The sequence below is a fragment of the Microlunatus endophyticus genome (assembly GCF_014646195.1).
Taxonomy (GTDB): domain Bacteria; phylum Actinomycetota; class Actinomycetes; order Propionibacteriales; family Propionibacteriaceae; genus Microlunatus; species Microlunatus endophyticus.
Map to the genome: position 1 here is coordinate 1 of NZ_BMMZ01000003.1, position 20,978 is coordinate 20,978.

The following is a 20,978-nucleotide window of genomic DNA, read 5'->3' on the forward strand; positions in this document are numbered from 1 at the left end:
CCGCACGCGGCGGAGGCGACGACGAAGAGTCCGGCTGCCAGCTGCAGCACCAGCTTGCGTCCGAACAGGTCCCCGAATTTGCCGGCCAGCACGGTTGCGACCGTGTCGGCCAACAGGTAGGACGACACCACCCAGGACAGGTGGCCGGCACCGCCGACGTCGGCGACGATCGTCGGCAGCGCCGTCGACACGATCGTCTGGTCCAAGGCCGACAACAGCATTCCGAGCATCACCGTGACGAAGATCAGGTTGATCTGCCGCCTGCTCAGCTCTCCACTTACCGGGACCTGCTCCGCCTCGACGCCGGCTACCGCCATGTCTCACCCTCCGCCATCGCGTGACTTCGACACTCTCAAGACGACCATCTCACGCCCGCCGTACCCGCGTCAGCACCCGCAACGCGCCAGGCTCAGGAGTCCGGGGCGTCGAAGAGGTCGGTGAGGCTGGCATCCTCGTCGATCTCGGTGAGCACGACGTCCCCGGCCTGCAGACGCGTCGTGTTGCGGACGGGCAGGTGCCGCCCGCGGCGGCTGATCAGGCTGATCCAGGCCCGGTCGCCGACTCCGAGGTCGGCGATCGTCCGGCCGTCGGCAGTCGAGCCGGCCGCAATGACGTGGCGGTGCAGACCTTGCGGCTCCTCGCTGAAGCGGACATCCAGCGACCAGGGGCGCGGAGGCGCCGTACGCATCGGGACGCCGAAGCGGCCGGCAAGCCACGGCACCAGTCCTCCTTGGAGCACCACCGAGATCAACACCACGATGAAGATCACCGCGAACACCAGTTCGGCATCGGGACGGCGGGTGTCGAGGATGAAGAGACCGAGCAGGATCGGGACCGCGCCCTTCAGCCCGGCCAAGAGCACGAACGCCCGTTCGCCACGGTCCAGCTTGATCGGCAGGGTGATCAACCCGACCAGCACGGGCCGGATCACCACGATCAGGACGACCGCGATCACGCCCCCGACCAGCAGGTCCCGCGGCTGTACGGTCTCGCGGAGGTCGATGGTGAGCCCGAGGACGATGAAGGCGACGATCTCGGCCAGCCCGGCCAGCCCGGAGGCGAACTGGTCGATCTCCCGCCGATAGGGTGCCCGGACATCACCGAAGAGGATGCCGGCGATGAACACCGCCAGGAAACCCGAGCCGTGCAGCGCTGAGCCCGCACCGTAGATCAGCGCCGCACCGGCGGCGATCAGCACGGCGTGCATCGCCTGGTTGTCCAGCCGGACGCGCCGGGCCATCGCCGACAGGCACCATCCGCCGACGATCCCGACGGCCGCGCCGACCACCATCTGCAGCCCGAATTCGAGCAGGCCGGAGCCGAGCGCGTCCAGGCCCGATCCGGTGGCCGCGACCAGGCTGGTCAACAGTGCGATTCCGACCGGATCGTTGGCGCCCGACTCGCCCTCCAGGATCGTCCCGGTCCGTCCGGTGATCTCCTTGCCGCCGAGGACCGAGAAGACCACGGCCGGATCGGTCGGCGACAGTGCCGCCCCCAACAGCAGTGAGGGCTGCCAGCCGAGGCCGAAGACGAAGTGCGCGCAGGCGGCCAGCGCGGCCGCCGAGACCGCGGTGCCGGCGACTCCGATCCAGGCGATCGAGCCCATCGCCGAGCGGAACCGGCGCCAGCCGATATTCATCCCGCCGTCGAAGAGGATGAAGATCAGGGCGACGGTGACGATCTCCTCGCCGAGCTGCCGTCCGCTGCGGCCGATCGGTGGCAGGAAGAGCGCGCAGACTGCCGCTGCGGCCAGGAACAGCGCGGGAGCGGGGACCCGGAGCAGGGAGCTGACCCGGCCGCCGAAAACGGCGGCCATGATGGCGCCGGCGACGACCAGTACACCGATCCCGAAACCGATGGCATCCGACACGGGGCGACCTCCTGGAGCACGACTGTCATGTCGCCGACCAGACTTCCCGGCACACCGCGTAGCCCACACATGGTAACAGCGGGCACAGATGTCAGCTGTTGATCTTCGTGACCCCGATCGTGACCTTGCGGCCCTCACCCAGATCGGCGGAGGTCTCGCCGGCGCCACCGACGGCGACGGTCAGCCGCTCGGTCAGCGTCTCCGATTCGATCAGCCGGCGATGCTGTTCGACGGCGGCACGGATCTCGTCGTCGCCCTGCAGCGACAGCGCGATCCGGTCGCTGATGTCCAATCCGGCATCCCTGCGTGCCTGCTGGACGGCGCGCACCAGATCCCTGGCCACCCCCTCCGACTGCAGTTCGGGGGTGACGCCGGTGTCCAGGATCACGAATCCCGATCCCGGCAGCATCGCAACTGCCTGCTGATCATCGTCAGCGTCGGCCACCACCGTACGGAGCGTGAATTCGCCCTCCTGTAGGACGATCCCGCCCGCGGTCACGACGCCGTCCTCGGCCACGGACCAGTCGCCGGACTTGCTCGCCTTGATCGCCGTCTGCACCTCGCGGCCGAGCCGCGGCCCGGCCGCCCGGGCGTTGACCGCAAGCTCCTGACGGACGCCAAGATCATCTCCGGCAGCGGCCAGGTCGACCAGCTCGATCGACTTCACGTTGAGCTCGTCGCCGATCAGGCCGGTGAACGGCTCGAGCACCTTCGCGTCGTCGGCGGCCACCCGCAGGCCGGCCAGCGGCAGCCGTACGCGCAGGTGCTTGGCCTTGCGCAGCGCCGAGGTCGCCGAGCAGACGTCGCGGACCCGGTCCATCTGCGCGACGAGATCATCGTCGGCGGGAAGTTGATCAACATCCGGCCAGTCGGTCAGGTGCACCGACCGACCGCCGGTCAGCCCCTTCCAGATCTCCTCGGTGATCAGCGGCAGCAGCGGAGCCGCCATCCGGGTCAGCACCTCGAGCACCGTGTAGAGGGTGTCAAAGGCCCGCTTGGACTCCTCGCTCTCGCCGTCCCAGAAGCGCTCCCGAGAGCGGCGGATGTACCAGTTGGACAGCACCTCGCCGAACCAGCGCACCTCATCGCAGGCGGCTGCGATGTCCAGCGCCTCCAGCGAGTCGTTGACCTTGATCACCGTCTGGCGCAGCTTGGCCAGGATGTAGCGGTCCAGCACGTCGGTCGACGAGGTCGACCACTGGGCGTCGTACCCCTGGCCACCATTGGCGGAATTGGCGTACAGGCTGAAGAAGTACCAGGCGTTCCACAGCGGGATGATCACCTGTCGTACGCCTTCGCGGATGCCCTGCTCGGTGACGGCAAGATCGCCGCCCCGCAGGACCGGCGAACTCATCAGGAACCACCGCATCGCATCCGCGCCGTCCCGGTCGAAGACCTCGCGGACATCCGGGTAGTTGCGCAGCGATTTACTCATCTTGCGACCGTCGCTGCCCAGCACCGTCCCGTGGCAGATGCAGTTGAGGAAGGCAGGGCTGTCGAAGAGCGCGGTCGCGAGGACGTGCATCAGGTAGAACCAGCCGCGGATCTGCGGCACGTACTCGACAATGAAGTCGCCCGGGTAGTGATGCTCGAACCACTCCGCGTTCTCAAAGGGATAGTGCACCTGGGCGTAGGGCATCGACCCGGAGTCGAACCAGACGTCGAGGATCTCCGGCACCCGGCGCATCGTGGACTTTCCCGTCGGGTCGTCGGGATTCGGCCGGGTCAGCTCGTCGATGAAGGGCCGGTGCAGGTCGGTGACCTCGACGCCGAAGTCCTTCTCCAGCTCGGAAAGCGAGCCGTAGACGTCGACCCGGGGGTAGGCGGGATCGTCGGACTTCCAGACCGGGATCGGGCTGCCGAAGAAGCGGTTCCGGCTGATCGACCAGTCGCGGGCGTTGGCCAGCCATTTGCCGAACTGGCCGTCCTTGACGTGCTCGGGCACCCAGTTGATCTGCTGGTTGAGCTCGACCATCCGATCCTTGAACTCGGTGACCCGGACGAACCAGGACGAGACGCCCATGTAGATCAGGGGATTGCGGCAGCGCCAGCAGTGCGGATAGCTGTGGTCGTACATCTCCTGCCGGAGCAGCACGGTGCCCTCGGTGGTCGCGCCAAGATCATCATCCTGACCGCGGGTGCGGTTCTTCAGGTGCTCGATCACCAGCACGTTGGCGTCGAAGACGTGCACGCCGAGGTAGTCGGTGACCGGCGCGGTGAATCTGCCGTCGGGACCGACCGGGAGGACCGGCTGGATGTTGTTGCGGTCGGTGACGATCTTGTCCTCTTCGCCGAAGGCGCCGGCACTGTGCACCAGCCCGGTGCCCTCGGTGGTGGTGACGAACTCCTCGGCCGGGACGATTGTGTGTGCGTTCTTCCAACCCAGGTAGTAATTCATCGGCGGGGTGTAGCTGCGGCCGACAAGATCAGCACCCTTCAGCCGCTCGACCACGTGATCGGCTACGTCCTCGCCGAGCTCCCGCTTGTAGGCGTCCAGCCGTGCCTCGGCCAGGATGTAGCGCTCGGTGCTGCCGGTGAAGTCGGATTCGACCACGACGTAGTCGACATCCGGGTGGACCATGATCGCCAGGTTGGACGGCAGGGTCCACGGCGTGGTGGTCCAGATCAGCGCCAGCTCGCCGGTCTCCAGCCGGAAGCCGACCGTGACGGCCGGGTCGCGGCGTACCTGGTAGACGTCTTCGTCCATCCGTAGCTCGTGGTTGCTCAGGGGCGTCTGATCGTTCCAGCAGTACGGCAGGACCTTGAAGCCCTCGTAGACCAATCCCTTGTCCCACAGGGTTTTGAAGGCCCAGAGCACCGACTCCATGTAGGTCAGGTCGAGCGTCTTGTACTCGTTGTCGAAGTCCACCCAGCGGGCCTGGCGGGTGACGTAGTCGCGCCACTCCTGGGTGTAGCGCAGCACCGACGCACGGGCCTCGGCATTGAAGGTGCCGATCCCCATCTCCTGGATCTCGTCGGTGGTCTTGATCCCCAGCTGGCTCATGGTCTCGAGCTCGGCCGGCAGTCCGTGGGTGTCCCACCCGAACCGCCGCTCGACATGCCGTCCGTGCATCGTCTGGAAGCGCGGCACGATGTCCTTGACATAGCCGGTCAGCAGGTGGCCGTAGTGCGGCAGGCCGTTGGCGAAGGGCGGACCGTCGTAGAAGACGTACTCGTTGGAGCCGTTCTCACCGGCGGGATTGCGGGCGACCGAGGCTTTGAAGGTGTCGTCGTCCTTCCAGAAGGCGAGCACCCGCTCCTCGATCTCGGCGAACCGAGGGCTGGAGGGGACCGAGGTGTGCTCCGGGTTGCCGTCCGGATCCGGTGCGGTGGTCGCTTTCGGGTAACTCATCGCGGGTGCCTCTCCTGGGTGCCGACGTCCTGCTCGTGCCTGCACGAGGACGGCGTCCGAATGCTCTCGACCGGGCGCCGCGGTACCACCCCGCTTGCCGCTGACGATCGACGTCGATCGCAACGACCACTCGTAACGGCTGTGACGGGCCTACCCGTCCGGTTCTAGTGAAGACCCGACGCCCAGATCCCTGAGCCTGTCGAGGTCTCGTTCTTCCGGAGGCTCACCGGTGATGGCCGGGTCGATGCCTGTGCCCACCATCGTAATCCGCGCGGGCCGAGCCGTACTAATCCTTTGTGCTGATCCTTTGTGCTGATCCTTTGTGCTGATCCTTGGCGCCGGCCCGCAACAGCTGGTCCATCCCGGAGATGATCAAGTCCACGCCGTCGGAGAAGGACCGGTCGAGGTCGCCGAAGACGTATTCGCTGGACCGGGCAGTCAGCGGGAAGTGGTCCTCGTCGATCCGGCTGCGCCGGTGCTCCGGATCGAAGCGATGATCCCGCTCACCCGAGGGGCTGACAACGCCCTGTTCCTCCAGCACGAAGCCGATCACGTAGCAGTTGAGCGTCCGACTCACCCCGACCGCGTGGCGGAGGTCGGCGCCCGCGTCGACCAGGGCCCGGAGCACCGGCTCACCGGCGGTGACCGGCGATGCATCGGTCATATAGGTGCCGCCGAACAGCCGGGCACCGTCCCGGCGGCTCAGGAGCATCTGACGCAGTCCGTTGGCGACCATCCGCAGGTGGTCCTGCCACGGCTGGTTGGGTGGCGGCTGTTCCTTGACCGCATCCCGAGCCATGGTCGTCGCCATCTCGTCGAGCAATTGCTGTTTGTTCTGGAAATGCCAGTACAGCGCGGGCGCCTTGACGTCCAGAGCGGTCGCGATCTTGCGCAGGGTCAGCCCGTCCAGTCCTTCCCTGTCGAGGAGGTCGAGAGCGGTGCGGACGACGACTTCCCGGTCTAACGCCATGCAAAAGATTCTGCCAGGATCTTGACGAACTTAACAGCGTTAAGCACACTGGACGCAGGCCATTTAACAGCGTTAAGGAGCGATCATGAAAGCAGCAGTGGTGTACGAAGCCGGTCGGCCGCCCGCCTATCGGGAGTTTGCCGATCCACAGCCCGCCGAGGGTGAGGAGACCGTCGAGATCCTGGCCGCAGGGCTGCACAACATCACCCGGTCCCAGGCGTCCGGTCAGCACTACGCGGCGCACGGACAGTTGCCGATGATTCCCGGCATCGACGGCGTCGCCCGCCGGGCGGACGGCAATCTGATCTACATCGGCGGGCTGAAGCCGCCGTACGGCACCTTCGCCGAGCGTGCAGTCGTGACCTCTTGGGCGCTGCCGGTGCCGGCGGACGCCGATCCGGCCGTGATCGCCGCCTCGCTCAATCCGGGCGGATCGGGATGGATGGCGCTCACCTTGCGCGCCGAGTTGCAGCCCGGCCAGACCGTCGCAGTCCTCGGTGCCACCGGTGCCGCCGGACGGACCGCCCTGCAGGCGGCAAGACTGCTCGGTGCCGGCCGGGTGATCGCGATCGGCCGCTCCGCCTCCGCGCTGGAGCAGATCGCGGATCGTGCCGATCAGGTCGTCCGGATCACCACAGACGGCGGCTGGGCCGAGCAATTGGACGGGCGTCCCGACATCGTCCTCGACTACACCTGGGGCGATCCTGCGGCCCAGCTACTGCCGGTCCTGAGCGGTCGCAACCAGGGTGGCCGGCTGACCTGGGTGCAGATCGGTTCGATCGCCGGACGCAGTCTGCCCCTGGCTGCCGATCTGCTGCGTAGCAACGATCTGCACCTGATCGGCAGTGGACTCGGCAGCGCACCGATGCGGGACATGGCGGCTCAGCTCCCGGCCGTGATCGACCACGTTGCCGCAGGCCGGATCGGCGTCGAACCGGTCGTCCGTCGCCTCGCCGATGTCGAGAACGCCTGGGACGAGCCGGTGCCGACCGGTCGCCGAATGGTCTTCGTCCCCTGAAGCCTGCACCGGTTCGTGACCCGCGCGTCCGTTCTCGCACCACTTCATCGACCTGATGCGAGGACGGGCCGACGGACAGCCGCCCGTCTCGACATCCGAGACTCAGTCTTGAATTATGGGACCAGCGATTGCATTCACGGCATCCGTGTCGCAGAGTTGCTGGTCGTACGAACGTGTGATGAGTGTCAGCGTCAAGCCCCGGCTTGTTGACCGGCAACCCTCCTTCCGCGGTGGGGTGCCCCGGGTGAACCACACGGCCGGGCCGATCCTGGACCCGGCAAGCGCGGGTCCCGAGCAACCAGACGCGGGCCCCTGATCCGAGGAGTGCCTGGTGTCGCTCGCAGTCACGTCCCCCGTCGACCGTGCAGCTGGTCTTGCAGTTGATCTTGAGGCTGATCTTGCAGATGATCTTGCAGCCGACTCTGCAGATGATCGTGCTACTGCCGCGGCGCAGTCCTGTCTACCGGCACCGGTCATCCGTGATCATGGCGATCAGTTCGGCCGGCGGGACGTGTTCGGCCCGCTGGCCGAGGTGACCGGTGCCGACCTGCACGTGCCGTTGGTCGACGGCCGGACGGTGCGCTACGCGAACCTTGACTATGCCGCGAGCGCACCCGCCCTGGCCGCCGTGATCGCCGACCAGCAGCGCGTCCTGCCCTACTACGCCTCTGTGCACCGCGGCGCCGGGTATGCGTCCGCGGTCAGCACGGCACTCTTCGAGCAATCTCGTACGACGGTCGCCGAGTTCGTCGGCGCCCGCAGCGACGATCTGACGATCTTCACCCGGAACACCACCGACGCCCTGAATCTGCTCGCCGGTGCTGTTCCCGAGGGTGCCGGCATCGTCTGCCTGGACACCGAACATCATGCGAATCTCCTGCCCTGGCAGCGAATCGGCGCGATCGTGTTGTCTCCGGCCGGCACCCTCGAGGACACCCTTCGTGATCTCGAGCAGGTGTTGATCACCGCCCGGCCGTCGCTGCTGGCGATCACCGGCGCCTCCAATGTCACAGGCGAAGTGCTGCCGATCCGCAGGTTCGCCCAGCTCGCCCATCGGCACGGCGTCCGGATCGCCGTGGACGGCGCCCAGCTCGTGCCGCACCGCAAGATCAACATGGCTGACGTCGGTGTCGACTACCTGGCCTTCTCCGGTCACAAGATCTACGCCCCGTACGGCAGCGGTGCCTTGATCGGCCGCGCCGACTGGCTGGACGCCGCCGACCCGTATCTCGCCGGCGGTGGCGCAGTGCGCAAGGTGACGGTCGAGCACACCGACTGGGCAACCGGTCCGGCCCGCCACGAAGGCGGCACGCCGAATGTCCTCGGCGCGGCCGCCCTGGCCGCTGCCTGCCGCGAGCTGGACCGGATCGGGGATGATCATCTTCGCCGGCACGAGTGGCGGCTGCGCACCCGGCTGTTGTCCCGACTGGCGGCGATCGGCGCGGTGCACGTGCTGTCGATCTGGTCCGACTGTACCGACGCCGTCGGTGTCGTCGGCTTCTCCGTCGACGGGTACGACTCCGGCCTGGTCGCCGCCTACCTGTCGGCCGAACACGGCATCGGCGTCCGCGACGGGGCCTTCTGCGCCCACCCGCTGGCCGCCCGCCTCGGTGTCCCCGGCGGAGCGTTGCGAGCCAGCTTCGGCGCCGGCAGCCGGGCCACCGACATCGACCGACTGCTCGCCGCGTTGCGGTCTCTGGTCACCGATGGCCCGCAGTGGTCGTACGAGATCGTCGACGGCCGCTACCAGCCGATCGACGACTCCCGTACCAATCCGGAGTGGATCACCACACTGGCCGCTACACCGGTCCCCTGCGAGGGCTGATCGCGACAACGGGTGCCGCTGGCCAAACCGCCAGCGGCACCCATTGGTCGATCAGCGTCGGAACCGGGTCGCACGCTCTTGGACGCGTGCGACCGCTTCCCAGGAGTCCGGCTGGATCGGGTCGTCTCCGGCGAGCCGGTTACGAGACTCGTGACCGCACACGATGCACACGTGCACGACCGCAAGACCCTTCCCCCGGGGCCGGTCCAATCGGACCGGCTCCATCAGGCCGCCGCAGTCCGACGCCCGGTCTCCTGGCCGGTTGTCGACGTGCAACGACCAAAAGACACTGCGGGCAGTGATTTCGGAAACTGCCGTTCTGCAGACGGCGAACGCGCTCACCGCAGTGAGCGCACCTGAACGATTGATTTTCGGTTGCGCGAGACACTCCTGCTCCCCGCGGTCGTAGGGATACGACTGCGAAGGCGGAGGGTTCCGTTGGCTCTCCCCCGGATCGTCCGGGGTACCGGGCTTGACGAGAGATTGACGCTATTCACCGCCCACGATCGGGCGATTACTTCCAGTTCCGACTTCACCGCTGTGAGGCGGATCCGAACCACGATCAGGTTTGTTGATCATGTCGATCGCTCGCATCGATCATTGTCCTGACCACTGTCCACCAGCTCATGCCCATGGCCACCGGTAGGTGTCATCTCATCGCACCGGCTGCGGCGCCGTCCCCTCTCAGCAGGTCACGCGGCAGCAGGTCAGCACCAAGCACGCTCCCTTCTCCAGATCCCGACGCACACGGTGCACGTCAGACGCCTGACCAGTGTAGGAGTCGGGGATCCCACCCGCCCTGGCTCGTCGGGGCCATGGGCCTGCTCGAATGCGCGATGATCATCCCCATGAACCTTTCCGAGGCCGTAGCGATGCTCATCGGGCGACCGGTCGAGCTGGTCGACCTGCTGTCCGAGGCAGACCGGCGCAATCTGGTCGCGCGGCTTCGCGTCACTTCGGGAGCTGACGCAGGCCGGACGGTGATCGCCAAGCAGACCGTCGGTTTCGACCTCCCCGACACCACAGAGGAGGATCGACTCCGCTTCTTCCGGGAGGCCGCGGCGGCCACCCTGCTGACCAGGCTGGCACCGGGCGAGCACACCCCACGCTGCTGGGGTAGCGATCGGAGCACCGGCCTGATGATCTTCGATGACCTCGGAACCGACGCGACGCTGGTCCAGCCCCTGCTGGACGGCTCGGCAGGTGCGGCGCGCTCGGCGATGATCAGCTTCGTACGACGGCTGGCCGCGATCCATGGCGCGACCGCCTACCGCTCGGCGGACTGGGACCGGACCGTCACCGACCTCGGAGCACCGGCCGCCCTGCTCACCGAGCAGGTCCTGGCCCGATATGGACGAGGGATCGACGACGGAGCCCAGGGCCTGGACCGACTGCAGAATGAGCTCGGGCTGTCACCGGCCGGGAACCCTCATGGGCTCGCAGCGGAGTTGGACTCCGTCAAGCAGACCCTCACCCGGCCCGGGCCCTTCACCGTCCTGGTGCACAACGATCCTTGCCCCGACAATGTCGTGATCACCTCCTCCGGCGCCCGGCTGCTCGACTTCGAGTTCGGACGACCCGGCCACGCCCTGATCGACGGGCTCTACCCGCAACTGCCTTTCCCGTCCTGTTGGTGCTGCAACAGGGTCCCCGATGATCTCGGCGCGGAGCTGGCCTGGTTCTACCGTGCCGATCTGGCAGTCAGGATCCCACAGGCCGCCGACGACGCCCTGTACGCCGAGGCGACAGTCCACGTGATGGCCTACTGGCTGCTGATGTCATTCGAATCGATCGCCGAGGACGTACCGGTCGAGTCCCGCACCTGGGGCATCGCCAGCACCCGGTCCCGAGCGCTCACCCGGCTCGACACCTTCATCCACACCGCGAACGCCACTGGTCGACTCTCTGAGCTGGCCGAACTCGCGCAGCGGATCCGGGCCGAGTTGGCCGTCCGCTGGACAGAGGCCGATCAGTTGCCGATCTACCCCGGGTTCTCCGCAGCCGTGGGCTGATTCGGGGATCACCACCCGGTTGCTGCCCGTCACCAGCGGGACCGATCACCACCGGACTGCATTGGTCGCCTATCTGTCTGCTGACATAATGTCCGCGCCGTACAGAAAGGGGCAACGATGCCAGCGCTTCCCGATCAACAGCTCTCAACCGAATTGGCGGCCCGGATGAGCCGGCTGCCGATCACGCCGGTCCACCGGCGGGCCGTCGCCGCCGTCGGTGTCGGACTGTTCTTCGACATCTACGAGATCTTCCTCGCCGGGACGATCAGTTCGGTGCTGGTGGCCCAGTTCAACCTCAGCAAGGCTGCGCTGCCCTACATCCTCGGCTCCACCTTCATCGGCATGTTCGCCGGTGCCGTCGTGCTGGGCCGGCTGGCCGACAAGATCGGCCGCCGGCGCGCGTTCCTCTTCAACATCGCGCTCTACTCCGTGGCGTCGGTCGTCGGCGCCTTCGCGCCCGGCCCGGTCTTCCTGATGATCGCCCGCTTCGTGGCCGGAGTCGGCATCGGAGCCGAGTATCCGCTCGGCGACACCTACCTCAGCGACCTGCTGCCGGCCAAGGACCGCGGCCGGGTGGCCACCTGGGCGTACACGATCTCGTTCCTCGGGGTGCCGGTCGTCGGCTTCCTGGCGCTCTGGCTGGCACCGCACGCACCGCTCGGGATCGCCGGCTGGCGATGGATCTTCGTCCTGGGCGGGATCGGCGGCATCATCGTCATGCTGTTGCGGCGCGGACTGCCGGAGTCGCCCCGCTGGCTGGCGTCCCAGGGCCGGATGACCGAGGCGGAGCAGGTAGTCGTCGGCTTCGAGCGGGAGGCCGGCCTCGAGGGCAGGCCGCTGGACGGTACGGAGTCCGGTATCGAGTCGGTCGCCCCGCTGCCACTGCGGACGCTCGGCACCCAGCCCTATCTCAAGCGGATGATCATGCTGGTGGTCTTCCAGATCCTCCAGGGCTTCGGCTACTACGGCTTCGGCACGCTCGCCGGCACGGTGCTGGTCGCGCGGGGCTACACCGTCACCCAGTCGCTGCTCTACATCGCGCTGACCTACCTCGGCTACCCGATCGGCTCGCTGATCTCCACACCGATCATCGCCCGTCTGGAGCGCAAATTCGTGATCATCGGGTCTGCCGTGGTGATGAACATCTTCGGATTGGGATTCGCGATCTCGGGCACGCCGGCGTTGATCGTCGCCTTCGGCTTCCTGACCACCGTCGCCAGCAACGTCTTCTCCAACGGCTTCCACATCTACCAGGCAGAGATCTTCCCGACGTCGCTCCGCTCGACCGCCGTCGGGTCGACCTATTCGCTGTCCCGGCTGATGAGCGGACTGCAGTCCTTCATCCTGATCCCGATCCTGGACGCAGCCGGCGCACCGATGATGTTCTCCGTCGTCGGCGTACTGATGTTGATCCTGATCCTGAACATCGCTGCGCTCGGCCCACGGACCGCCGGCCGCGGCGTCGAGGAGATCAACCCGCTGCCGGTCGCCGGTTGATCCTCGGACCGAACCGGATCAGCGCACGCCCGCCCGCTCGGCCAGGCCCTTGACGTAGTAGGCCTGGCCGAGGTGCTGGGTGATGTCGCCGATCACGCTCACCAGACGGACCGAGGCCGTGACCGGCGGATCCCAATGGGTGTCGACGACCCGCTCCAGCTCCTCGCCGGTCAAGCTCTCGACATAGCTGCTGGTGAATTTCTGGACATCGCGGTGATAGCCGGCCAGCAGGTCACCGGCCACCTGCACCTGGCCGACCTGCTCGGCGCTCTGGCCGTAACCGGTCGCGTCATCGTCGAAGGGCAACCCGAAGCGGTCCCGCCAGGCCGGCCAGACCTGTTCCCCGCCGACCAGATCGGCGATGTGGTCGTCCTGGACCCGGGTCGCGTGCCAGACCAGCCAGGCGATCGTGTTGGCGCCCTGATCCGGCCGGTAAGTGGCGACCGCCGGACTCAGATCGGAGGTGATGCCGTCGACCAATTCGCCGACCCGGCCGAAGGCGTCGCCGACCAGTGCTCGCAGTGCATCGATATCACTCATACGCCCACCTTTACACCTCACACCGGCAGCTCAAACGCGTGGTCGGCTCAAACCGAGGACGCGCTGTCCAGCCAGCACGCCGCTATGTACCGCCTCCAGGCCGATGCCTACCGCCCAGCTGATACTGACTGAGCAGCCGATCGAGGCTCAGTGGCTGAATGATCAGCTGCTGGGCCGTAAGGTCAGCGTGTCCGCGGCATTCTTGGCGACCGCTGCCCTGGTGAAGCGGAAGGGCAGTGTCTTGTTCGTTGCCCAGAGCGGCAGCTGGTCGTCGTAGTTCTTGTCGAATGCGTGCCCGGAGTTCCCGCTCTGGTTGATCCAGCGGGAGTCGTCGACGTCGGCCCAGTTGATCAGCATCCGCATCGTCGGCCCGTTCGTCACCGCGAAGCTCGTCCGGTCGTCGAAGGACAGCGCATCCACGACCGCCGGTCCGCCCGGAGCCGGATAGTCGCCGCGGTTGAAGAGCCGGCTGATCGGGCTGACATCGCCGAAGGCCTGGTGCTTGAGGGTGATCGTGTGCAACGACCCCCAGGACCATCCGGAAGGATCCTGTGATCGCAGGGCCGTGATGTCCTTGCGGGCCTGATAGATGGCACTGGTGATGATGTCGTCGCGGGTCTCCTTGACGCCCTTGGTCCTGGTGTCGTCCCACCACGGGTCATCCGGCTTCTTCATCAGCTCGGCCAGGACGGCGTACCAGGTGTCACCGGAAGACGGCTGCAGATCGGCCGGGAGTTGATCATCGAAGGTCTTCTGCAGCAGGTCCCGCATCACGATGTAGAAGAAGGCCGCCCCGGCGGAGTTGGCATCCGAGTGCCCGTTCCAGGCCCGGAGCACCTGCTGGCCCTGGGCGACCCAGGGGTCGGTGATCTTGACGTCGAGGAGACCGGGCAGCAACGCGTCGGCGTAGGGAACCTTGTCGTCGTAGAAGAAGCTCTCCGCGGTCGCGGGGCTGATCTTGCCGGCGTGGGTGATCCTGTCGACGAGCTCCTGACTCCGCCAACCGTAGGACTCCCCGTCCGACAGCGGATAAGGATAGTTCTTGATGATCGGCTGGTTCGCCGCGACAAGGTAACCGTCGGGCGGGTTGTAGCTGTAGGGCAGCTCATCGAATTTGATCATGCCCTTCCAGTCGTAGCTGCTGTCCCAGCCGGGTACCGGCATCGAACCGTCACCCTTGCCGCGGATCGGGATCTCGCCCGGGAGCTGATAGCCGATGTTGCCCGACCGGTCGGCGTACAGAAGATTCTGGGAGGGTGCGGCGAGCAGTTTGGCCGCATTCCGGAACTGCTGGAAGTTCGTCGCCTTGTCCAGGCCGAAGATCGCCTCCATCGTCCGACCGGGCCTCAACGCGGTCCAGGCCAGGGCGACTGCGTACGAGACCCCGGCCTGCCTGCCGACCCGCGCGTACTGATCATCGACGTCGGACAGCAGCGGTCCGTGCCGGGACTGCCTGATGGTGATCTTGTGCGGCGCCTCGCCTTTGATCTTGATCTCTTCGGTCCGGACGGTCAGTGGCTGCCAGCTGTCACCGACCCGGACCTCGTTGCCCCGGACCTGTTCGAGGTAGAGGTCCTCGACATCGGCGTAGGAGGTCGTCAGCCCCCAGCTGATCTGCTCGTTGTGCCCGATCACCACGCCCGGCATGCCGGAGAAGGTGTAGCCGCTGACGTCGTACGGGCATTGTGGAGTGATCGTCGTGCAGTGCAACCCCATCTGCTCGAACACCGACGGGATCGACGTGGCCAGATGCGGATCATTGGACAGGATCGCCTTGCCGGTCGTCGTACGGGATCCGGACACGACCCAAGAATTCGAACCGACCCCCAGATCGGCGCCGCCGTCGCCGACGAGCGCCGGGATGGAGTCGATGTCGCGCGCGGTCTGCTCCAGTTCGCCGGAGGCGTCGTGCAGCTGCGGCGACGTCAGCGGAGCCGGCCGGGCGGAGCCGCCGGCCGGATCGGGATCGAAGGCGCCGCCCTTGACCGTGCCCTGACCGACGATCGGCTGGTCCCTGCCACCGGCCCCGTACTCGGAGCCGGCATAGTCGGGGAACAACTCGGCGACCTCGGCGGCGCCGTATTTCGGCGTCAGCAGCGCCCGCTCGATCTCCTGGTCCTTGTTGGCGCTCAGGTCCCAGGCCATCGCCTTCAGCCAGGACACCGAGTCGACCGCACTCCACTCCTCGGGCTGGTAGTTCAGGCCGGTCAGGCCCAGGACGTTGTATTCCAGCGAGATGGTCGACGCTTTGTGGGTTCGCAGGTAGGCGTTGACGCCGTCGGAGTAGGCATCGAGATAGCCGCGGCTGGTCGGCGAGAGCTCGGCGACCTCCTGTTGGGCGACCCGCCGCCAGCCCATCGTCCGGATCACCTCGTCGGTCTGCAGCTGCGACGGGCCGAAGAGCTCGGAGAGCCGTCCGGCGGTGATGTGTCGGCGGAAGTCCATCTCCCAGAACCGCTCCTGGGCCTGGACGTAGCCCTGTGCCTCGAACAGATCGTCGGCATTGGAGGCGTAGATGTCGGCCACCCCGTAGGAGTTGCGGACCACCCGGACGGGCGCATCGAGGCCGGAGATCGAGATCTCTCCCGAGGTCTGCGGGTAGGAGGATCGGACGGTGGTCACGGCCAGGCTGGAGAGCGCGCCGACGATCAACACCAGCACGAAGACCACGAACAGCACCCACCGATGCACTCGACGCACCGGGTCAGCGTAACGACTCGGCACCGTCGCACCGCTGAGGCGCGAGTGGCTGCAGGGTCTTCGAAGAAGGCCTCGAGGAATGAGAATCCGTTAGCAGTCGCTATGCTTGAGTGCCAGTCGATCTGTCACCAGCTCGACTTCTCATGACCGGATGTGTTGTCAAGAGGAATCAGATGCCGACCTATCAGTACCGTTGCTCCGAATGCGGCCACGACCTGGAAGCCGTCCAGAAGTTCAGCGACGCCGCGCTCACCGAATGCCCGAACTGCGGCGGCAAGCTGCGCAAGGTCTACAACGCTGTCGGTGTGGTCTTCAAGGGTTCCGGTTTCTACAGCACCGACAACCGGTCCGGCAGCAGCTCCAAGTCCTCGACCAGCAGCTCCGACTCCTCGAGCTCGTCGTCCGGCAGTTCCTCCGGCAGCTCGTCCTCCGGTGATGCGTCGTCGAGCAGCTCCTCGGGCAGCTCGTCGACGGCAGCCTCCACCCCGGCGCCGGCCAAGGCCGCAGCCGACTGAACTGACGCCCGCTGTGGATAACCCGACCCACGGCGGCGCCCGACGTTCTAGCGTCGGCGCATGGCTCGTACGGGATCCTCAGCTTTCGCCGGCCTGATCCGGCTCGCCTCCTGGCACCGCCGCAAGCTGGCCGTCGTTGCGGCGATGGGTGCAACGGCTGCCGGCATCAGCGCGGCTTCGCCACCTGCTCCGCCGACCGTCCCGGTCGTCGTGGCCGGCCGGCAGCTGACCGGCGGCGACCGGCTCGTCGCCGGCGACCTGAGCATTCATCGGGTGCCGGGCTCCGCGGTGCCCGATGCTGCGATCACCGACCCCGCAGCCGTCGTCGGCCGCACCCTGGTCGCCCCGCTGAGCCGTGGGTCGGTGCTGACCACACTGAGCGTCATCGGTGACCATCCGACCGTCGCCGCCGGGATGGTGATCGCACCGGTGCGGATCTCCGATGCGGCGGTGATCGGGCTGCTCCGGGTCGGTGATCGGGTCGACATCGTCGCCGCCGATCCACAATCGGGATCGGGCGCGCACGTGATCGCCGAGCAGGTCCGGGTGGTGACGATTCCCCGACCGTCAGACTCCGGCAGCAGCCTCAGCCCGGACTCCGGCGACCCGCAGACCCTGGTGCTGGTCGAGGTGAGCACCGACCAGGCGACCGCTCTTGCCGATGCGGCCGCCGGAAGCCAGCTCAGTCTGCTCCTGACGTGATTGCAAGTTGCTAGCATGGCAACCGTGGGAACGCTCTACATCCGCGACGTGCCGGATGAGGTGACCGCGTTGCTCAAGAAGCGGGCGGCCGCACAGGGACTGTCGCTTTCAGCCTACGTCGGTGCGGAGTTGACCAAGCTCGCGTCGAGGCCGACCAACGCCGAGGTCGTCGACAGATTGCGCGCCAAGGACCGCTCAGGAGGACCGACGACAGATGAGATCGTTGCCGAGATCAGGGCGCTGCGGGGCGAATGATCATCATCGATGCCTCCGCCATGACGGAAGCCCTGGTCGGGCAGCATCGCGACGATGAGTTGCTCGATGCGCTCGAGGGCGACATTGCGACGCCGCACATCCTTGATCTCGAGGTGATCTCAGCGCTTCGTGGTCTCAACCGAGGCAGCAAGCTGGAACCTGCATCCGCACAGGACGCTCTGACGCACCTTCTCGACCTGAACATCATCCGTTGGAACACCGAGCCGCTCGTCGAACGGATCTGGTCGCTTCGTCATCAGTTCACCAGTTACGACGCCAGCTATCTCGCGCTCGCCGAGATTGTCGACGCACCGCTCTACACCTGCGATGCAAAGCTGGACACGGACGGGCACGCGGCAACTGTGCGGGTGTTTCCCCGCAGCATCTGACGTCGGCCGCCCTCAATGACCGTGATGGGGCGGCACGTCGCGCAGCAGTCGCTGCTCATCGGCGTCGGGTTTGCGATCGCTGAGCACCGGCCGGTCGGGCTGCGGACCGACGGCCAGTCGCCGGCGGAGCTGGGACAGCGCTGCCCACCACTGTGCCGCCCCCAGGCCGGCCCGAAGATCGTCCGGGACCTCGTACGGCCAGGGCTCGTCCTGCTGCACTCGCCCGATGATCCTGGCCTGCAGTGCCTCGACCCCACCGGGGTATCGGCGTCGGATCTCGTCCGCCAGCTGCACCAGTTCCGGCTTGCCGGATTCGGCCAGGTCGTCCCAGCGCTGTCCGGTGATCGCGTACGCAAGCGCAGCATTCCACCGGGCCGGCTGATCAGACATGATCAACATCCTAGGAGGGCCTGCCGGGACCTGTCGGCGCGCGCCTCGTATGGTTGTCCACACATCATCGAGCCGTTGGGAAGAGGAGTAGCCGGTGAAGGTCTCGATCTTCGTCACCTGCCTTGCCGACACCCTGTTCCCCGACGTCGGCCGCGCGACGGTCACGGTCCTGGAACGGCTGGGTTGCGAAGTCGACTTCCCCACCGCCCAGACCTGCTGCGGCCAGATGCACATGAACACCGGCTACGCCCGTCCCGCCGGGGAGATGGTCCGCAGCTTCGCCGAGACCTTCGCCGGCGCCGAGGCGGTCGTGGTGCCCTCGGGATCCTGCACCGGGATGCTGCGCGTCTACGGCCAGGACGTCGCGCCGGGCGTACACCTGCCGCCGGTCTACGAGTTGAGCGAATTCCTCATCGACGTGCTCGGCGTGACCGATGTGGGCGCCAAGTTCGACGCCAGCGTCACCTATCACCCGACCTGCCACTCGCTGCGCCTGCTGGGGGTCGGCGACCGTCCCTATCGGCTGCTGGAGGCGGTCGAAGGACTCGAGCTGAAAGAGCTGCCCGAAGCCGAGCAGTGCTGCGGCTTCGGCGGTACCTTCGCGCTGAAGAACGCCGAGGTGTCCAGCGCGATGGGCGAGGACAAGATCGACAACGCGCTCTCGACCGGAGCGGAGGTGCTCGTAGTCTCCGACTCGTCCTGCATGATGCACCTGGGCGGCTTGCTGGGCAGGCGCAAATCCTCGGTCCGGTCGATGCATCTGGCCGAGATCCTGGCGGCAGGAGATTGATCATGGCCAGCACCCAACCGAAACTGCAGCCCAAGCCCGGGGTTGCCTTCCTCGGGATGCCCGCCTTCACCGAAGCGGCCCACATCGCGCTCGGTGATGATCAACTGCGGCGCAATCTCGGCCGCGCGACCCACACCATCCGGGACAAGCGCAAGCGGGTCGTCGGCGAGTTGGACGACTGGCAGGACCTGCGCACTGCGGCCGCGGCGATCAAGGATCGTACGCTGGCCGATCTCGACCGGCACCTGGAGCAGTTCGAGGCCGCGGCGACCGCTGCCGGCGCCACGGTGCACTGGGCGGCGGATGCCGACGAGGCCGTCCGGATCAGCCTGGAGATCGTCCGCGCCCACCGGGCCACCGATGTGATCAAGGTCAAGTCGATGGCCACCCAGGAGGTCGGCCTCAACGAGGCCTTTGCCGAGCAGGGAATCCGCGCCTGGGAAACCGACCTGGCGGAGTTGATCGTGCAGCTGGGCGGTGACACTCCGAGTCACTTCCTGGTGCCGGCGATCCACCGCAACCGGGAGGAGATCAGGCAGATCTTCATCGACGAGATGGGCAGCGTCGGCCGACCGGCTCCGGACGACCTGACCGACGAACCGCGCCGGCTCGCCGAAGCCGCCCGGTTGCACCTGCGGGAGAAGTTCCTGGACACCTCGATCGGCTTCTCCGGCGCCAATTTCGCCATCGCCGAGACCGGCACCCTGGTGGTGCTGGAATCGGAGGGCAACGGCCGGATGTGCCTGACCCTGCCCGATGTGCTGGTGTCGATGGTCGGCATCGAGAAGCTGCTGCCCACCTTCAGCGACCTCGAGGTCTTGATGCAGGTGCTGCCCCGGTCCTCCACGGCCGAGCGGATGAATCCGTACACGACGATGTGGACCGGGGTGACCGAGGGCGACGGGCCGCAGGAGATGCACGTCATCCTGCTGGACAACGGCCGCACCCGGGCCCTGGCCGACAACACCGGCCGGCAGGCGCTGCGGTGTATCCGCTGCTCTGCCTGCCTCAACGTCTGCCCGGTCTACGAGCGAGTGGGCGGGCACGCGTACGGCTCGGTCTACCCGGGCCCGATCGGAGCGATCCTGAATCCCTTGCTGCACGGGGTTTCCGATGAACACGACGCAGCACTGCCCTACGCCTCAAGTCTCTGCGGCGCGTGTTTCGAGGCCTGCCCGGTCAAGATCGACATCCCGTCGGTGCTGATCGAGCAGCGGGCCGAGGTGGTCGAGGAGCGCGCGGAATCCGGACGGCCCAACGCCGAATCGCTGGCGATGCGGGTCGCAGCGTGGACGTTCGCCGATCACCGCCGACTGGAGCGGGCGCAGAAGCTGGCGGGCAAGACCGGCCCGGTGGCCCGCCACGTACGCCGACTGCCGGGTCTTCTGGGCGGCTGGACCGCAAGCCGCGATCTGCCGCCGATCCCGCAGGAGTCCTTCCACGAGTGGTGGCGGCGCACCCGGGGGGAGCAGCGATGAGCCGCGACGCCGCACCGCGGGACAGGATCATCGGGCCGATGGGCAACAAGGAGCAGGTGCTCGCGGCGGTGCGCGGCGCGATCAAGGATGTCGCTGCACCGGAGATCCCTCGCGGCTACACCCGCGATCTCGGGCTGGACCGGGCGGCGCTGATCGACCTGTTCGCCACCCGGGTGGACGACTATCGCGCCGAGGTCCACGTGATCGATCGCGCCGAGGTCGGGCGGGTGATCGGAAACGTGCTGGCCGACCGCAGGGTCCGCTCCGTGGTGGTGCCGGATGACCTTGATCCGGGGTGGCTGACCACGGTCACCAGCCAGGTCGTACGAGACTCCGCCGACCTGTCGGCCAGGGACCTCGACCAGATCGAGGGGGTGATCACCGGCAGCGCGGTCGGAATCGCGCTGACCGGGACGATCGTGTTGGACGGTGGCCGGATCCAGGGACGCCGGGCGATCAGCCTGGTGCCCGATACCCACCTGTGTGTGGTCGAGGCCGATGCGATCGTCGGCACGGTGCCGGAGGCGATCGCCCGACTGGATGCGACCCGCCCGCTGACCTGGATCTCCGGGCCGAGTGCGACCAGCGACATCGAGCTCGACCGGGTCGAAGGCGTGCACGGGCCGCGGAATCTGGTCGTGCTGGTCGTCACCGGTCCCTGAGCTCGTCGGAGGG

The 20,978-nt window shown here is 67.1% G+C and carries 19 protein-coding genes, 1 pseudogene and 1 riboswitch; of the genes and pseudogenes, 11 read left to right on the forward strand and 9 right to left on the reverse strand.

The genetic code is table 11. The annotated features are described in order from the left end of the window. From IEY07_RS06915 to IEY07_RS06930, 4 genes are all read right to left on the reverse strand, one after another. Positions 1–317, reverse strand: a 317-nt coding sequence (locus tag IEY07_RS06915) for an MFS transporter (RefSeq protein ID WP_188894481.1), incomplete at its 3' end; no start/stop codon positions are given. A 92-nt stretch (positions 318–409) separates the two neighbouring features. Continuing rightward, the gene (locus tag IEY07_RS06920) at positions 410–1,870 is read right to left on the reverse strand and encodes a cation:proton antiporter domain-containing protein (protein WP_229669805.1); all 1,461 of its coding nucleotides are present in this window, start codon (positions 1,868–1,870) and stop codon (positions 410–412) included. A gap of 91 nt (positions 1,871–1,961) precedes the next feature. Further along, positions 1,962–5,222, reverse strand: a complete 3,261-nt coding sequence (ileS, locus tag IEY07_RS06925; protein WP_188894482.1) for an isoleucine--tRNA ligase — start codon at positions 5,220–5,222, stop codon at positions 1,962–1,964. A 286-nt stretch (positions 5,223–5,508) separates the two neighbouring features. Further along, on the reverse strand, positions 5,509–6,192 hold the full coding sequence (locus tag IEY07_RS06930; RefSeq protein ID WP_188894483.1) for a TetR/AcrR family transcriptional regulator C-terminal domain-containing protein: 684 nt from the start codon (positions 6,190–6,192) through the stop codon (positions 5,509–5,511). 85 nt (positions 6,193–6,277) lie between these two features. Between IEY07_RS06930 and IEY07_RS06935 the strand changes: the two genes are divergently transcribed. Together IEY07_RS06935 and IEY07_RS06940 are read left to right on the forward strand one after the other, a co-directional pair. Continuing rightward, positions 6,278–7,210, forward strand: a complete 933-nt coding sequence (locus IEY07_RS06935) for a quinone oxidoreductase family protein (protein WP_188894484.1) — start codon at positions 6,278–6,280, stop codon at positions 7,208–7,210. Between the two features lie 174 nt (positions 7,211–7,384). Next, a riboswitch (SAM riboswitch) is annotated at positions 7,385–7,500 on the forward strand. 41 nt (positions 7,501–7,541) lie between these two features. Next, positions 7,542–9,035 carry an aminotransferase class V-fold PLP-dependent enzyme gene (locus IEY07_RS06940; protein WP_229669806.1) on the forward strand — a complete coding sequence of 498 codons (1,494 nt, stop codon included), beginning with the start codon at positions 7,542–7,544 and terminating at the stop codon, positions 9,033–9,035. Positions 9,036–9,086: 51 nt separating this feature from the next. On the opposite strand, the gene IEY07_RS24655 is transcribed toward IEY07_RS06940, so the two are convergent. After that, positions 9,087–9,311: an RNHCP domain-containing protein gene (locus IEY07_RS24655; protein ID WP_373288819.1), complete on the reverse strand. Its 225-nt coding sequence runs from the start codon at positions 9,309–9,311 to the stop codon at positions 9,087–9,089. A gap of 16 nt (positions 9,312–9,327) precedes the next feature. Further along, positions 9,328–9,423 (reverse strand): annotated as a pseudogene (locus tag IEY07_RS24660) (RNHCP domain-containing protein); the annotation flags it as partial. 460 nt (positions 9,424–9,883) lie between these two features. On the opposite strand from IEY07_RS24660, the gene IEY07_RS06950 reads away from it, so the two are divergent. Then, entirely contained in the window at positions 9,884–11,047 is a 1,164-nt protein-coding gene (locus tag IEY07_RS06950) for a phosphotransferase family protein (protein ID WP_188894485.1), read from the forward strand. Between the two features lie 117 nt (positions 11,048–11,164). Then, positions 11,165–12,544 (forward strand): MFS transporter, encoded by a 1,380-nt coding sequence (locus IEY07_RS06955; RefSeq protein WP_188894486.1) that lies wholly within the window; start codon positions 11,165–11,167, stop codon positions 12,542–12,544. Between the two features lie 18 nt (positions 12,545–12,562). Here the strand turns inward: IEY07_RS06955 and IEY07_RS06960 are convergent, their stop codons facing one another. Both IEY07_RS06960 and IEY07_RS06965 read right to left on the reverse strand, forming a co-directional pair. Then, positions 12,563–13,084: a mycothiol transferase gene (locus IEY07_RS06960; RefSeq protein ID WP_188894487.1), complete on the reverse strand. Its 522-nt coding sequence runs from the start codon at positions 13,082–13,084 to the stop codon at positions 12,563–12,565. A 162-nt stretch (positions 13,085–13,246) separates the two neighbouring features. Beyond that, positions 13,247–15,784 (reverse strand): penicillin acylase family protein, encoded by a 2,538-nt coding sequence (locus tag IEY07_RS06965; protein ID WP_229669807.1) that lies wholly within the window; start codon positions 15,782–15,784, stop codon positions 13,247–13,249. 173 nt (positions 15,785–15,957) lie between these two features. Here IEY07_RS06965 and IEY07_RS06970 point away from each other — a divergent pair, with 173 nt between their 5' ends. From IEY07_RS06970 to IEY07_RS06985, 4 genes are read left to right on the forward strand one after another with little or no spacing between them, the layout of a single operon-like run. Continuing rightward, positions 15,958–16,299, forward strand: a complete 342-nt coding sequence (locus tag IEY07_RS06970) for an FmdB family zinc ribbon protein (RefSeq protein ID WP_188894489.1) — start codon at positions 15,958–15,960, stop codon at positions 16,297–16,299. A gap of 60 nt (positions 16,300–16,359) precedes the next feature. Next, complete coding sequence (locus IEY07_RS06975; protein WP_188894490.1) at positions 16,360–17,001, forward strand: RcpC/CpaB family pilus assembly protein; 642 nt, start codon at positions 16,360–16,362, stop codon at positions 16,999–17,001. A 15-nt stretch (positions 17,002–17,016) separates the two neighbouring features. Beyond that, positions 17,017–17,256 (forward strand): FitA-like ribbon-helix-helix domain-containing protein, encoded by a 240-nt coding sequence (locus IEY07_RS06980; RefSeq protein WP_229669808.1) that lies wholly within the window; start codon positions 17,017–17,019, stop codon positions 17,254–17,256. Beyond that, the gene (locus IEY07_RS06985; RefSeq protein ID WP_188894491.1) at positions 17,253–17,645 is read left to right on the forward strand and encodes a type II toxin-antitoxin system VapC family toxin; all 393 of its coding nucleotides are present in this window, start codon (positions 17,253–17,255) and stop codon (positions 17,643–17,645) included. Before IEY07_RS06980 ends, IEY07_RS06985 begins: the two co-directional genes overlap by 4 nt. 12 nt (positions 17,646–17,657) lie before the next feature. Here the strand turns inward: IEY07_RS06985 and IEY07_RS06990 are convergent, their stop codons facing one another. Continuing rightward, positions 17,658–18,035 carry a hypothetical protein gene (locus tag IEY07_RS06990; protein WP_188894492.1) on the reverse strand — a complete coding sequence of 126 codons (378 nt, stop codon included), beginning with the start codon at positions 18,033–18,035 and terminating at the stop codon, positions 17,658–17,660. 94 nt (positions 18,036–18,129) lie between these two features. Between IEY07_RS06990 and IEY07_RS06995 the strand changes: the two genes are divergently transcribed. The 3 genes from IEY07_RS06995 to IEY07_RS07005 are packed head-to-tail and all read left to right on the forward strand — an operon-like array spanning position 18,130 to position 20,965. Further along, positions 18,130–18,825: a (Fe-S)-binding protein gene (locus IEY07_RS06995; protein ID WP_188894493.1), complete on the forward strand. Its 696-nt coding sequence runs from the start codon at positions 18,130–18,132 to the stop codon at positions 18,823–18,825. 2 nt (positions 18,826–18,827) lie between these two features. Further along, positions 18,828–20,303, forward strand: coding sequence for a lactate utilization protein B (locus IEY07_RS07000; protein ID WP_188894494.1), 1,476 nt, complete (start codon positions 18,828–18,830; stop codon positions 20,301–20,303). After that, entirely contained in the window at positions 20,300–20,965 is a 666-nt protein-coding gene (locus IEY07_RS07005) for a LutC/YkgG family protein (RefSeq protein ID WP_229669809.1), read from the forward strand. The genes IEY07_RS07000 and IEY07_RS07005 overlap by 4 nt, the downstream gene beginning before the upstream one ends. Positions 20,966–20,978: the final 13 nt, after the last annotated feature.